Source organism: Streptomyces sp. NPDC044003 (genome assembly GCF_056435185.1).
Map to the genome: position 1 here is coordinate 40,449 of NZ_JBWKFA010000007.1, position 14,428 is coordinate 54,876.

The window sequence follows — 14,428 nt, forward strand, 5'->3', positions numbered from 1 at the left end:
CGGCCCGGGTGCGCGGGGCGCGCCACCGGGCCCTCGCCGTGGCGGCCGCGCTGCTCCTCGCGGTCGTCACGGCGGTCTGGTCCGGGCAGCCGAGCAGCGCCTTCGGGGAGACCGCCGCCGTCGAGCCCCTCGGCGTGCCCTTCCTGCCCTCCCCGGACCCGCTGCACGTCACCATCGACAGCATGGTCGCGGTCTCGATGACGGTCGACAAGAACGTCACCATCCGGCTCTCCGACGGCTCGACCCGCACCACCACCCAGTACACCTTCACCAAGCTGAAGATCCGCTCGCACATGAACGTGGTCCAGCGGGCGGCCGGACACACCGTCACCATCGACGTGCCCGGGGAGGGCTCGCTCGGCGGCTACGACAGCGCCGGGAAGGCCGAGACGACGACGATGTGGGGGAACATCACCAACGTCTGCGTCCGCGTCCTCCTCAAGATCTGCGGCGTGCAGGGGCTGCTCGACTTCTTCGGCTCCCTCATCCCGCTCACCGCCGGAGCCGAGGACTTCACCGGCGACATCTACGCGATCCGCACGGTCGACGACCACGCGGCCCTCGACTCCACCGACAACCCCGTCCACCTCCCCGGAACCATCACGGTGACCACACCATGAGCACCCGTGACATCAGCATCCGTGACATCGGCACCCGTGATATCAGCGCCCGGGAGGAAGGGCGCACCCACTGGCGCCGGTCCCTCGCCGTCGCCGTGCCCGCGCTCCTCGCCGCCGGCGGCCTCGGCTCCGCCATGGCGACCGGGGCGCTCGCCGTCGGCCTCCGCATCCAGGACCGGCCCGTCGACTTCACCACCAGCAGCCTGTACGGGACGCAGTACGGCGCCGCCGTCGTCGACCAGAGCGTCGTACGGCCCGACGGCAGCACCGGAACCGAACGCGTGCTCCGCATGGGCTTCGCGGACGGCGTCATCAACGGCCTCTGTCTGAGCCGGCGGCAGCAGATCGCGGGAGCCACGTACACCCTGCTGCTCACCCTCGGCGACGACAACCCCGGCTCCTGGGAGATCAGGACGAAGAACACCGTCCTCGACCTGCGCAGCGCCACCGGGGTCCTCGACATGGACGGCATCGTCGACCTCAACACGAACGGGGCGGACGTGAAGACCGTGAAGGACGCCACCGGCGCGTACGTCGTGAACCCGCTCGACAGCCCGCAGCACCGCTTCGGCATCCAGGCGCGCTACGCCAAGTTCGACCGGATCACCGGCACCGCCCAGGACTTCCAGATCCCGGGCCTCCTGACGACTCCGAAGCTCTCCCTCTCCGTACGGCCGGGCACGGTCGCCTGCCCCGCCCCGGCGGCCCCCACGGGGACACCCGGCACGCCGTGACGGTCGTCTGACGGATTTCTGACGTTGCTCGGCAACTTCTTGACGTCCGCTTTCAGTTCCTGAATCCGGCTGCAAGGGCAGCCGTGAAATCTGATGGAAGTAGCCACAGTCCTGCACCGGAAGGCGTTGCCGGGATCATCCGGAGCGGGACAACCTTGAATTCATGACCGGCTTCACCGCGGCCTGTTCGAGTTCAAGTGATTTCTGAGGCAGGAGAACTTCCATCGTGCGAAAGGTGCTGATCGCCAACCGCGGCGAGATCGCTGTCCGCGTGGCCCGGGCCTGCAGGGATTCGGGGATCACGAGTGTGGCCGTGTACGCGGATCCGGACCGGGACGCCCTGCATGTGCGGGCGGCGGACGAGGCGTTCGCGCTCGGCGGTGACACGCCGGCGACGAGCTATCTCGACACCGCCAAGGTGCTGCGGGCGGCGGCCGATTCCGGCGCGGACGCGGTGCACCCGGGCTATGGGTTCCTTTCCGAGAATGCCGAATTCGCCCAGGCGGTCCTGGACGCCGGGCTGATCTGGATCGGGCCGCCGCCGCAGGCCATTCGGGATCTGGGCGACAAAGTGTCGGCCCGTCATATCGCCCTGCGCGCCGGTGCGCCCCTGGTCGCCGGGACCCCCGACCCCGTGTCCGGTGCCGAGGAGGTCGTGGCCTTCGCCGAGGAGCACGGACTGCCGGTCGCCATCAAGGCCGCGTTCGGTGGTGGGGGGCGTGGTCTGAAGGTCGCCCGCACCGTGGAGGAAGTGCCGGAGCTGTACGAGTCGGCGGTACGTGAGGCCGTCGCCGCGTTCGGTCGCGGCGAGTGCTTCGTGGAGAGGTACCTCGATCGGCCACGGCATGTGGAGACCCAGTGCCTCGCGGACCGGTACGGCACGGTCGTGGTCGTGTCGACCCGGGACTGCTCGCTGCAGCGTCGCCACCAGAAGCTGGTCGAGGAGGCGCCCGCGCCGTTCCTGTCGCCGGAGCAGAACGCCGAGCTGTACGCGGCCTCCAAGGCCATCCTTCGCGAGGCGGGGTATGTGGGCGCCGGCACCGTGGAGTTCCTGGTCGGCGTGGACGGCACGATCTCCTTCCTGGAGGTCAACACCCGCCTGCAGGTGGAGCACCCGGTCACCGAGGAGATCACCGGTATCGACCTGGTCCGCGAGATGTTCCGCATCGCGGACGGCGAGGCGCTGGGCTACGACGACCCGCCGAGCCACGGCCATGCGTTCGAGTTCCGTGTCAACGGCGAGGACCCCGGGCGGGGCTTCCTCCCCGCCCCCGGCACCGTCACCGTCTTCGACCCGCCGCACGGGCCCGGCGTGCGGCTGGACACGGGGGTCGAGTCCGGATCGGTGGTCGGTCCGGCCTGGGATTCCCTGCTCGCCAAGCTCGTCATCAGCGGAGCCACCCGGGAACAGGCCCTGCAGCGGGCCGCCCGCGCCCTGGACGAGTTCACCGTGGAGGGGATGGCCACCGCCCTCCCGTTCCATCGCAAGGTGGTCACCGACCCCGCGTTCGCCCCCGAACTGCACGGCTCGGACGGTCCGTTCACGGTCCACACCCGTTGGATCGAGACCGGGTTCAGCAACGACATCCCCGTGTTCGCGGCGCCCGGCGAGGCCGGGTCCGACGAGGCGTCCGGCCGCGAGACCCTGGTCATCGAAGTCGGGGGCCGGCGTCTGGAGGTCTCCGTCCCCTCTCCGTCGTCGCTGGGCACGACCGTGCCCCGCAGCGGTGCGGCCGTCGGGGCCAGGCCCGGGCGCCGCCCGGCCAGGACCTCGGGGCCCGCCGTCTCCGGCGCCCCTCTCGTCTCGCCGATGCAGGGCACCATCGTCAAGGTGGGCGTCGAGGACGGCCAGGAGGTGGCCGAGGGCGACCTCGTCGTCGTCCTGGAGGCGATGAAGATGGAACAGCCCCTCACCGCCCACCGTTCGGGCACCGTCAACGGTCTCTCCGCCCAGGTGGGTGCGTCGATCACCTCCGGCCAGGTCATCTGCGAGATCAAGGAATGACCACCCCTGTCGGGGATGGATCACCGCTGCCTCGCGATCCCACGGCCTCGCCGTCCCGCTTCCTCCCGCTCTCCCACAGTCATGCCAGCAAGACCAGTTGAGGAGTGAACCCCATGCACAGCACACTCATCGTTGCCCGCCTGCAGCCCGGCGCGGCAACCGACGTGGCCGAACTCTTCGCCGCGTTCGACGAGACCGAGATGCCCCACCTCATGGGTACGCGGCGCCGCCAGCTGTTCTCGTACCGGGGCCTGTACTTCCATCTCCAGGACTTCGACGAGGACAACGGCGGCCAGCTGATCGAACAGGCCAAGTCCGACCCGCGCTTCATCGGGATCAGCAATGACCTGAAGCCCTTCATCGAGGCGTACGACCCGGCGACCTGGCGTTCGCCCGCCGACGCCATGGCCGAGCGCTTCTACCACTGGGAGGTGTCGTCGTGACCGAGCGACGTGTTGTCGTCACCGGTATCGAAGTACTGGCCCCCGGAGGCATCGGAGCCAAGAACTTCTGGAACCTGTTGAGCGAGGGCCGCACGGCGACGCGCGGCATCACCTTCTTCGACCCGGCGCCGTTCCGCTCCCGGGTCGCTGCGGAGATCGACTTCGATCCGTACGAGCACGGGCTCAGCCCGCAGGAGGTCCGCCGCCTCGACCGGGCCGCGCAGTTCGCCGTGGTCGCGGCGCGCGGTGCGGTCTCCGACAGCGGCGTCGAGCTGGGCGGGCTCGACCCGTACCGGATCGGTGTCACCGTGGGCAGCGCCGTGGGCGCCACCATGGGGCTCGACGAGGAGTACCGGGTGGTCAGCGACGGCGGCCGGCTCGACCTCGTCGACCACGCGTACGCGGCCCCGCACCTGTACAACCACATGGTCCCCAGCTCCTTCGCGGCCGAGGTCGCCTGGGCGGTCGGCGCCGAGGGGCCCAGCACCGTGGTGTCCACGGGCTGCACCTCCGGCATCGACTCGGTGGGCTACGCCGTCGAGCTGATTCGCGAGGGCTCGGCCGACGTCATGATCGCCGGCTCCTCCGACGCCCCGATCTCCCCGATCACCATGGCCTGTTTCGACGCGATCAAGGCCACCACCCCACGCAACGACGACCCGGAGCACGCGTCCCGTCCCTTCGACGGCACCCGGAACGGGTTCGTCCTGGGAGAGGGCGCCGCCGTCTTCGTACTCGAGGAGCTGGAGAGCGCGAAGAAGCGCGGCGCGCACATCTACGCGGAGATCGCCGGCTACGCGACGCGCAGCAACGCGTACCACATGACGGGCCTGCGCCCGGACGGCGCGGAGATGGCGGAGGCGATCCGGGTCGCACTCGACGAGGCGCGGCTGAACGGGGAGGCGATCGACTACATCAACGCGCACGGCTCCGGCACCAAGCAGAACGACCGACACGAGACGGCCGCCTTCAAGAGGAGCCTGGGCGATCACGCCTACCGCACCCCGGTGAGCTCCATCAAGTCGATGGTCGGGCACTCGCTGGGCGCCATCGGCTCCATCGAGATCGCCGCCTCTGCCCTGGCGATGGAACACAACGTGGTGCCTCCCACGGCCAACCTGCACACCCCGGACCCGGAGTGCGACCTCGACTACGTGCCGCTCGTCGCACGCGAGCAGCTGACCGACGCGGTCCTCACCGTCGGCAGCGGATTCGGCGGATTCCAGAGCGCCATGGTGCTCGCACGACCTGAGAGGAGCCTCGCATGACCGCGTCCGCGCCCGCCTCGGTGGTGGTGACCGGACTCGGCATCGCCTCCCCGAACGGCCTCGGCACCCAGGACTACTGGGCGGCCACCCGCAGTGGCAAGAGCGGCATCGGCCGCATCACCCACTTCGACCCCTCGGGCTACCCGGCCCGGCTCGCCGGCGAGATATCCGGCTTCGAGGCGGCGGAACACCTGCCGAGCCGCCTCATCCCGCAGACCGACCGGATGACCCGGATCGCGCTGGCCGCCGCCGACTGGGCCCTCGCCGACGCCGGCGTGACCCCGGACGAACTCCCGGACTTCGACATGGGCGTGATCACGGCCAGTTCGTCCGGTGGCTTCGAGTTCGGCCAGGGCGAGCTGCAGAAGCTGTGGAGCCAGGGCAGCCAGCACGTCTCCGCGTACCAGTCCTTCGCCTGGTTCTACGCCGTCAACAGCGGCCAGATCTCGATCCGAAACGGCATGAAGGGCCCCAGCGGTGTCGTGGTCAGCGACCAGGCAGGCGGCATCGACGCGGTGGCGCAGGCCCGGCGGCAGATCCGCAAGGGCACCAGCCTGGTCGTGTCCGGCGCCGTGGACGCCTCCATCTGCCCCTGGGGCTGGGTGGCCCAGCTCGCGAGCGGCAGGCTGAGCACCAGCGACGAACCGACCCGGGCGTACGTTCCCTTCGACCGTGACGCCGGCGGATACGTGCCGGGCGAAGGCGGCGCGATCCTCATCCTGGAGGACGCCGACGCGGCACGCGCGCGGGGCGCCAGGGTCTACGGCGAGATCGCCGGATACGGCGCCACCATCGACCCCAAGCCGGGGGCCGGCCGTGAGCCCGGCCTGCGCAAGGCCATCGAACTGGCCCTCGCCGACGCCGGCCTCGCGCCGGACGAGGTGGACGTGGTCTTCGCCGACGCGGCGGCCGACCCCGAGCTCGACCGGGTGGAGGCCGAGGCGATCACCGCCGTCTTCGGGCCCCGCGGCGTCCCGGTCACCGCCCCCAAGACCATGACCGGACGCCTCTACTCGGGCGCCGCGCCGCTCGACCTGGCCGCCGCGTTCCTGGCCATGAAGGACGGCGTCATCCCGCCCACCACGCACATCGATCCGTCCCCGGAGTACGACCTGGACCTGGTCGTCTCCCAGCCGCGCCCCGCCCGGATACGCGCCGCGCTGGTGCTGGCCAGGGGCCATGGCGGGTTCAACTCCGCGATGGCCGTCCGCGCCGTCGACTAGCCCGTGCGCGGCGCCACCACCGATGTCTTTCCAGCGACGAACCTCCACGTCACACCGTTGAAAGGGACCACCATGGCCACGGAACTCTTCACCCTCGACGACCTGAAGCGGATCCTCCTGGAGGCCGCGGGCGCGGACGAAGGGGTCGACCTGAACGGCGACATCCTCGACACCGAGTTCGAGCTCCTCGGTTACGAGTCGCTGGCGCTCCTGGAGACGGGCGGGCGTATCGAGCGGGAGTACGGCATCACGCTGGACGACGACGCGCTGACCGACGCCCTCACCCCGCGCGCCCTCATCGACGCCGTCAACGCGCAGTTCGCGGCTGCCCGCGCCGCCTGAGCCGCCTGAACCACCCGGAAGGAAGGGAACGACATGACGCGGGACACGCAGAACGCACAGAACGCACAGAACGCACAGAACGCACCGAGCACCGCACGAGTCGCGCTGATCACCGGAGCCACCAGCGGCATCGGCCTCGCCTCGGCCAGGCTGCTGGCCGCGCAGGGACACCGCGTGTTCATCGGCGCGCGCAGCGCCGAGAACGTCACGGCGACGGTCAAGGAGCTGCGGGAGGAGGGCCTCGACGTCGACGGTTCCGTCGTCGACGTCCGCGATGCCGAGGCGGTGACGGCGTTCGTCCGGGCCGCCGTCGACCGGTTCGGCACCATCGACGTACTGGTCAACAACGCGGGCCGGTCCGGCGGCGGGGTGACCGCGGACATCGCGGACGAGCTCTGGCTCGACGTGATCGACACCAACCTCAACAGCGTGTTCCGGCTGACCCGGGAGGTGCTGAACACCGGCGGAATGCGCCACAAGGACCGCGGCCGGATCATCAACATCGCGTCCACCGCGGGCAAGCAGGGTGTCGTGCTCGGCGCCCCCTACTCCGCCTCCAAGCACGGCGTGGTCGGCTTCACCAAGGCCCTGGGCAACGAACTGGCGCCCACCGGCATCACGGTCAACGCCGTCTGCCCCGGATACGTCGAGACGCCCATGGCGCAGCGCGTGCGGCAGGGGTACGCCGCCGCGTACGACACCGACGAGGACGCGATCCTGGCGAAGTTCCAGTCGAAGATCCCTCTCGGCCGGTACTCCACCCCCGAGGAGGTCGCCGGACTCGTCGGCTACCTGGCCTCCGACACCGCCGCCTCCATCACCGCGCAGGCACTCAACGTCTGCGGCGGACTCGGCAACTTCTGACCCCACCGCCGTGACACAGAGCAAGGAGAAGTGCTCATGACGACTCGCGAGGTCGAGCACGAGATCACCGTCAACGCCCCCGCCGCAGCCGCCTACCGGCTGCTGGCCGAGGTGACCAACTGGCCGCGCATCTTCCCTCCCACGATCCACGTCGACCAGGTGGAGACGAACGAGGCCGGCACCGAGGAGCTGATCCGCATCTGGGCGACGGCGGGCGGCGAGGCCAAGAACTGGACCTCGCGCCGCACCCTGGACCCGGACGCCCTGCGCATCTCGTTCCGGCAGGAGATCACGACGCCGCCGGTCGCCGCGATGGCCGGCACCTGGATCATCGAGCCGCTGGGCGAGACGGACTCCAGGATCCGGCTGCTGCACGACTACCGCGCGATCGACGACGACCCGGACGGGCTGCGCTGGATCGACGAGGTCGTCGACCGCAACAGCCGCTCCGAGCTGTCGGCGCTCAAGGAGAACCTCGAACGCGCCCATGCCGCCGAGGACGTGACGTTCTCCTTCACCGACAGCGTGCTCGTCCAGGGCAGCGCGAAGCAGGCGTACGAGTTCATCGACGAGGCGGGCCTGTGGGCCGAGCGGCTGCCGCACGTGGCGACCGTCCGGCTCACCGAGGACTCCCCGGGACTGCAGACGCTCGAGATGGACACGCGGGCCAAGGACGGCAGCGTGCACACCACCAAGTCGTACCGGGTGACGTTCCCGCACCACAGGATCGCCTACAAGCAGGTCACGCTGCCCGCGCTGATGACCCTGCACACCGGTCTGTGGACCTTCGAGGAGAACCCCGAGGGCACGCTCGCCTCCTCCCAGCACACCGTCACCCTCAACACCGCCAACATCGCGGCGATCCTCGGCCCGGACGCCACCGTCGCCGACGCCCGCGCGTACGTGCACAGCGCGCTGAGCACCAACAGCCTGGCCACCCTCGGCCACGCCAAGAGCCACGCCGAACAGAGCGGCTGACCGTGTCCCCCCACCGGTCGGACACCCAGGTCGTCGTCGTCGGCGCCGGACCTGTCGGGCTCATGCTCGCCGGCGAGCTGCGGCTCGGCGGCGCCGAGGTGGTCGTCCTGGAACAACGCGACGCACCCACCACGGAGTCGAGGGCCTCCACGCTGCACGCCCGCACCATGGAGATCCTCGACAGCCGTGGACTGCTCGCGGCGTTCGGCACCCCGCCGAACGAGCCGCGGGGGCACTTCGGCGGCATTCCGCTCGATCTCACCCTGCCCAGCCCCTACCCCGGCCAGTGGAAGGTGCCGCAGTTCCGCACCGAGGAGGCGCTGCAGGAGTGGGCGCTCTCGCTCGGTGCGGACATCCGGCGCGGCCATGAACTGCGCAAGGTGTCCGTGCCGGCAGCGGACGGGGAGTACGTCGAGGCCGAGGCCGTCGGCCCCGACGGCCCCCTGCTTCTGCGCGCCCGGTATCTCGTCGCCTGCGACGGCGAGGACAGTGCGGTACGCCGCCTCACCGGCGCCGCCTTCCCGGGCCAGGACGCCGGCCGTGAACTGCTGCGCGCCGACGTCGACGGCATCGAGATCCCGAACCGGCGCTTCGAGCGCCTGCCCGGAGGCCTGGCCATCGCGGCGCGCAGGGACGACGGCGTGACACGGGTGATGGTGCACGAGTTCGGCAGCACGGCCGGAGCGCGCACCGGAGCACCGGAGTTCGCCGAGATCGTCGACATCTGGAAGCGGGTGACCGGCGAGGACATCAGCGCCGGCACCCCGCTGTGGGTGAACTCCTTCGGCGACGCCAACCGTCAGCTGGCCCGCTACCGGGACGGCCGCGTCCTGTACGCCGGCGACGCGGCCCACCGGCAGATGCCCATCGGCGGCCAGGCCCTCAACCTCGGGCTGCAGGACGCCTTCAACCTGGGCTGGAAGCTGGCACTGCACCTGCGCGGGGCCGCTCCTGCCGCACTCCTCGACACCTATCACCGAGAACGGCACACCGTGGGCCGGCGCGTGCTGGCCAACATCACGGCGCAGGCGTCGCTGCTGCTCGGCGGAGCCGAAGTGGAACCCACCCGCGCCGTGCTCGCGGAACTCATCGCGATCGACGCGGTGCGCGAACACCTCGCCGCGATGATCAGCGGCCTCGACGTCCGCTATGCCGTCGACGGCCCCCCGCACCCCCTGCTGGGAGCCCGGCTGCCGCACACCGCCCTGACCTCCGGTGACGTCCCGAACCCCGCCGTGCAGGCACTGCGCGCCGGCCGGGGTCTGCTGCTCGACCCGCGCCGCGCCCCGGACACCGTGCCGCGAGTCGGCGACGGGTGGGCGGACCGGGTCACCCGGGTGGTGGCCCCCGCGGAACCGGGCAGCGCCCAGGAAGAGCTCGACGCCGTCCTCGTACGGCCGGACGGTCATGTCGCGTGGGCGGGGCCGGGGACCGACGGCCTGGCGGAGGCGCTGGAGCGCTGGTTCGGCCCACCGCTCTGAGCCCTCCGCACCCGACCCTCCAGGGCATGCCCTGCCCTTTCACTCCACCTCAACGAATCGAAGGGAAGGCAGCCATGCCCATCAACTCGCCCGACGGCGCAGGCACCTTGGACGCCGACGTGATCATCGTCGGTGCCGGTCCTGCGGGTCTGATGCTCGCCGGGGAACTGCGGCTCGGCGGGGTACGCGTCGTCGTGACGGAGCGGCTGGAGCGGCCCACCGGGCAGTCCCGCGGCCTGGGCTTCACCGCGCGCGCCATGGAGGTGTTCGACCAGCGCGGGCTCCTCCCGCGGTTCGGCGAGCTGACCACCAGCCCGATGGGCCACTTCGGCGGGGTGCAGTTCGACTACACCGTGCTGGAGGGCGCCCACTTCGGGGCCCGCGGCATACCCCAGTCGCAGACCGAGGCGGTCCTCGAGGAGTGGGCGACGGAGCTGGGGGCGGACATCCGGCGGGGCTGCGAGTTCGTCGCGCTGGCCGAAGGGTTCCTGGACGCGGACGCGGTCGAGATCACCGTACGCACCCCGGACGGTGACCGACAGCTGCGTGCCGCCTACCTGGTGGGCTGCGACGGCGGACAGAGCGCCGTACGCAGGGCGGCCGGCTTCGACTTCCCGGGCACCCCGGCGACCCGCGCGATGTTCCTCGCCGATGTGGTCGGCTGCGAGCTGCGTCCGCGGTTCCTGGGCGAACGGCAGCCGCACGGCATGGTGATGGCGGCCCCGCTGGGCGACGGCGTGGACCGCATCATCGTCTGCCCCGACGGCGTCCCGGCGCGCGATCGCGAGCAGGCGCTGACCTTCGCCGAGGTCGCGGACGCCTGGCAGCACATCACCGGTGAGGACATCCACGGCGGCGACGCGACATGGGTGAGCTCCTTCACCGACGCGACCCGGCAGGCCTCGGAGTACCGGCGCGGCAGGGTGCTGCTCGTCGGAGACGCGGCGCACATCCATCTCCCGGCCGGCGGGCAGGGGCTGAGCACCGGCGTGCAGGACGCCGTGAACCTCGGCTGGAAGCTGGCGGACGTGGTGCGGGGCTGGGCGCCCGAGGGCCTGCTGGACAGCTACCACGCCGAGCGGCACCCGGTGGGAGCCCGGCTGCTGATGAACACCCGCGCGCAGGGCACGGTGTTCCTCGGCGGGGAGGAGTCGGACCCCTTGCGCGAACTGTTCGCGGAACTCATCGAGTACGACGACGTCAAACGGCATCTGGCCGGAGTGGTCAGCGGCCTCGACATCCGCTACGACATCGCCGACGCCACGACCGGAGCCCACCCGCTCACCGGCCGCCGCGTCGGGCACCGCCGACTGATCGGCGCGGCGGGGGAGACCAGCACCACCGAGCTGATGCACCCGGCGCGCGGTGTGCTGCTCGACCTCGCCGACGACCACGAAGTACGCCGGGCGGCGGTCCGCCATCTGGCGCGGGTGCGCATCACGACCGCGGTACCGAAGCCGGTGGACGGCGAGGACCCGCTCACCGGGGCGTCCGCGGTCCTGGTGCGGCCCGACGGGTACGTCGCGTGGGCGGGTGACGCGGACGACCTCGGCGGACTGAACCGGGCGCTGCGACGGTGGTTCGGGGCACCTGCCTCATGAGTGCCGCGCGGAGCACACCGACCCTGGCGCCGCCCGTCTCCCGCGGCGTACGCCGCATCACCCTGGACGCGGCCGGCATCCCGCTGTCCGCCCTGCTGAGCGAGCCGGAGGGCACCGCGCCGCGCGCGGCCGTCGTCGCCCTCCACGGCGGCGGCATGAGCGCGGGCTACTTCGACGGACAGGCACACCCCGAGCAGTCCCTGCTGGCGCTGGGCGCGAGCCTCGGCTACACGGTGCTCGCCCTCGACCGCCCCGGCTACGGGCGCTCGGCGACGCGACTCCCCGAAGGCCAGACCCTGAGCGAACAGTCCGCGGCGGTGCGCGCGGCGCTCGCCGACTTCACCTCGCGGTACGCGACCGGGGCCGGCACGTTCCTTCTCGCCCACTCGTTCGGCGGCAAGCTGGCGCTGTCCCTGGCGGCCGACCCGGACACGCCCGCCCTCCTGGGCCTGGACATCTCCGGTCTCGGACACCGCTATGCCGTGGACCTCGCCGAGCCCGCCGGTGCGGGGCCCCGGCGGAGGTTCCACTGGGGCCCGCTGTCGCTCTATCCACCCGACACCTTCCGCACCAGTGCCGACGTCGTGGCCCCCATGCCGAAGCGCGAGGAGGACGAACTGCCCCACTGGCCCGGCCTCTTCACCGCGCTGGCCCCGCGCATCCGCATCCCGGTGCGACTGACCTTCGCCGAGCACGAGGCATGGTGGCGGCACGGCGAGCAGGACCTGGCGGACCTCACGGCCCGGCTGACCGCCGCCCCCCGCGTGGTGGTCGACCGGCAGCCCGCCGCGGGCCATAACATCAGCCTGGGCTGGGCGGCCCGCTCGTACCATCTGCGGACCCTGGCGTTCCTGGAGGACTGCATCCCGGACCGGACGCGAGGTGGGACCGCGCACTCATGAACAGCTCACTCAGGCGGCCCTTCCCCTCCCTGTCCGTACGCAACTTCCGGCTCTTCGCGGCCGGACAGGTGCTGTCCGCCACGGGCACCTGGATGATGGTGGTGGCCCAGGACTGGCTGGTCCTGAGCCTCACGGACAACTCCGCGACGACCCTGGGCACCGTCACCGCACTGCAGTTCGCGCCGCTGCTGCTGACGCTGCAGGGCGGCCGGCTCGCGGACCGCCACGACAAGCGTCTGCTGCTGACCGTCGCCAACCTGGCATCCGGCGCCCTGGCGCTGCCGCTGGCCCTGCTGGTGCTCACGGACACCGTGCGCCTGTGGCACATCTGTCTGTTCGCGCTCGGCCTCGGCGTGGTCAACGCCGTCGAGGTGCCGACCCGGATGGCGCTCGTGAGCGAACTGGTCGGCGGTGACCTGCTGCCCAACGCCTCGGCACTCAGTGCCGCCTACTTCAACGTCGCCCGCGTCGTCGGACCGGCGCTCGCCGGACTGCTCATCACCGGCATCGGCACCGGCTGGGTGATGCTCCTCAACGCGGTCAGCTATCTGGCGACGGTGGTGGGACTGCGCATGATGCGGCCCTCCGAGATGCACCGCGGCGCGACGCGGGACGCCCGGTCCCGCGTCGTGGACGGGCTGCGCCATGTGGTGGCCCGCGGCGACCTGGCTCCGGTGCTGGCGCTCGTCGCGGTCGTCGGGCTGTTCGGGATGAACTTCCAGCTCACGCTCCCCTTGCTGGCCAAGACGGTGTTCCACTCCGACGCGGCCTCCTTCGGCCTCCTGACAGCGGGCTTCGCCGCGGGGTCGCTGCTCGCGGCCTTCGCCACCAGCGCCCGAAGGGGCCGCCCGTCCGCCGTCCTGGTGGCCGGGTCCGCACTCGCCTTCGGAATCCTCGAGACGGTCGCGGGGGTGGCACCCACCACCACGACGGCCGTCGCCCTGCTGTGCCTGACCGGCTTCGCGGCGATCTACTTCGTCCAGGCGGCCAACCACCGCGTCCAGCTCGGCAGCGATCCGCGCTACCGCGGCCGCGTCATGGCGCTCTACACCCTGATCCTCCAGGGCTCCACACCGATCGGCTCCCTCGTCCTGGGGCAGGTCACCGAACGGCTCGGGGCCCGGTCGGGACTGTGGCTCGGCGGACTCGTGTCGCTGACGGCGGGAGGCGTCGCGCTGCTGCACGTACGTCGTACGGGACAGGTGCGATCCAAGGAGCGCTCGGCGGCGGCGGAGGAACCCGTGGTGCGCCCATGAGCGTGCCCGCCGTGTCCACGAGCCCGCTCACCGGTGCCGGGCGGCGAGCGACCCTCGCCGTCCCCGAAGACGGCCTGCACGTGTGGATCCTGCGCCTCCCGGCCACGGACGAGGCGGCACCGAGCGGGCTCCCGCCCGAGCTGGACGAGGCCGAGGCGGACCGGGCCGCCTCGTTCGTGCGCCCCCTCGACCGGCAGCGGTACGTGGCGGCGCACCTCGCGCTGCGCCGACTGCTCGCCCGCTACACCGGCATCCCGCCCGGCCGGATACGCCTGGGCAGAAGCGGTGGCCCGCGCGGGAAACCGCTGCTCCTCGACGCCCCGATGCCCCTGCACTTCTCGCTGTCGCACAGCCACGGCCTGATCGCGATCGGTGTGGCCGGACAGCCCGTGGGCGTCGATGTCCAGGCCCTGCCGTCGCCCGAGACGGTCGAGGCGTGTCTCCCGGCGCTGCATCCGGCGGAGCACGAGGAACTGTCCGGGCTGCCCACGGCCGAGCGCCGGGTCGCGTTCGGCCGGCTGTGGACCCGTAAGGAGGCGTACCTCAAGGGCCTCGGCACCGGCCTGGCCCGCCCGGCCGCCGCCGACTACCTGGGGCAGCGCGAGACCCCCGACCGGCCACAGGGGTGGACCGTGCGCGACCTGCCCACACATCCGGGATACGCGGCGGCCACCGCCCTGCGGACACCGGACAGCCGAAGCTGAAGAGAGA

Annotated in this window: 14 protein-coding genes; all 14 read left to right on the forward strand. The window is 71.6% G+C overall.

Features of this window, described 5'->3' with window-relative positions; translation table 11 throughout:
* The first annotated feature begins 8 nt into the window (after positions 1-8).
* The 14 genes from AC07AW_RS26290 (at position 9) to AC07AW_RS26355 (ending at position 14,421) form a co-directional block, all read left to right on the forward strand.
* A complete protein-coding gene (locus AC07AW_RS26290) occupies positions 9-620 on the forward strand; it encodes a hypothetical protein (protein ID WP_478817907.1) in 612 nt (203 codons plus the stop codon).
* Positions 617-1,354, forward strand: coding sequence for a DUF6230 family protein (locus AC07AW_RS26295; RefSeq protein ID WP_478817908.1), 738 nt, complete (start codon positions 617-619; stop codon positions 1,352-1,354). Before AC07AW_RS26290 ends, AC07AW_RS26295 begins: the two co-directional genes overlap by 4 nt.
* Positions 1,355-1,580: 226 nt before the next feature.
* The gene (locus AC07AW_RS26300) at positions 1,581-3,359 is read left to right on the forward strand and encodes an acetyl/propionyl/methylcrotonyl-CoA carboxylase subunit alpha (RefSeq protein ID WP_478817909.1); all 1,779 of its coding nucleotides are present in this window, start codon (positions 1,581-1,583) and stop codon (positions 3,357-3,359) included.
* A gap of 113 nt (positions 3,360-3,472) precedes the next feature.
* Positions 3,473-3,802 (forward strand): TcmI family type II polyketide cyclase, encoded by a 330-nt coding sequence (locus AC07AW_RS26305; protein ID WP_478817910.1) that lies wholly within the window; start codon positions 3,473-3,475, stop codon positions 3,800-3,802.
* Positions 3,799-5,070 carry a beta-ketoacyl-[acyl-carrier-protein] synthase family protein gene (locus AC07AW_RS26310; RefSeq protein WP_478817911.1) on the forward strand — a complete coding sequence of 424 codons (1,272 nt, stop codon included), beginning with the start codon at positions 3,799-3,801 and terminating at the stop codon, positions 5,068-5,070. The genes AC07AW_RS26305 and AC07AW_RS26310 overlap by 4 nt, the downstream gene beginning before the upstream one ends.
* Complete coding sequence (locus AC07AW_RS26315; RefSeq protein ID WP_478817912.1) at positions 5,067-6,293, forward strand: ketosynthase chain-length factor; 1,227 nt, start codon at positions 5,067-5,069, stop codon at positions 6,291-6,293. The genes AC07AW_RS26310 and AC07AW_RS26315 overlap by 4 nt, the downstream gene beginning before the upstream one ends.
* Before the next feature lie 72 nt (positions 6,294-6,365).
* A complete protein-coding gene (locus AC07AW_RS26320) occupies positions 6,366-6,635 on the forward strand; it encodes an acyl carrier protein (RefSeq protein WP_478817913.1) in 270 nt (89 codons plus the stop codon).
* Between the two features lie 33 nt (positions 6,636-6,668).
* The gene (gene fabG, locus AC07AW_RS26325) at positions 6,669-7,499 is read left to right on the forward strand and encodes a 3-oxoacyl-ACP reductase FabG (protein ID WP_478817914.1); all 831 of its coding nucleotides are present in this window, start codon (positions 6,669-6,671) and stop codon (positions 7,497-7,499) included.
* A gap of 36 nt (positions 7,500-7,535) precedes the next feature.
* Entirely contained in the window at positions 7,536-8,477 is a 942-nt protein-coding gene (locus AC07AW_RS26330) for an aromatase/cyclase (protein WP_478817915.1), read from the forward strand.
* 62 nt (positions 8,478-8,539) lie between these two features.
* A complete protein-coding gene (locus tag AC07AW_RS26335) occupies positions 8,540-9,958 on the forward strand; it encodes an FAD-dependent monooxygenase (protein WP_478818259.1) in 1,419 nt (472 codons plus the stop codon).
* Positions 9,959-10,032: 74 nt separating this feature from the next.
* Positions 10,033-11,559 (forward strand): FAD-dependent monooxygenase, encoded by a 1,527-nt coding sequence (locus AC07AW_RS26340; protein ID WP_478817916.1) that lies wholly within the window; start codon positions 10,033-10,035, stop codon positions 11,557-11,559.
* A complete protein-coding gene (locus AC07AW_RS26345) occupies positions 11,556-12,461 on the forward strand; it encodes an alpha/beta hydrolase (RefSeq protein WP_478817917.1) in 906 nt (301 codons plus the stop codon). Before AC07AW_RS26340 ends, AC07AW_RS26345 begins: the two co-directional genes overlap by 4 nt.
* Positions 12,458-13,717, forward strand: coding sequence for an MFS transporter (locus tag AC07AW_RS26350; RefSeq protein ID WP_478817918.1), 1,260 nt, complete (start codon positions 12,458-12,460; stop codon positions 13,715-13,717). The genes AC07AW_RS26345 and AC07AW_RS26350 overlap by 4 nt, the downstream gene beginning before the upstream one ends.
* A complete protein-coding gene (locus AC07AW_RS26355) occupies positions 13,714-14,421 on the forward strand; it encodes a 4'-phosphopantetheinyl transferase family protein (RefSeq protein ID WP_478817919.1) in 708 nt (235 codons plus the stop codon). The genes AC07AW_RS26350 and AC07AW_RS26355 overlap by 4 nt, the downstream gene beginning before the upstream one ends.
* The last annotated feature ends 7 nt before the right edge of the window (positions 14,422-14,428 follow it).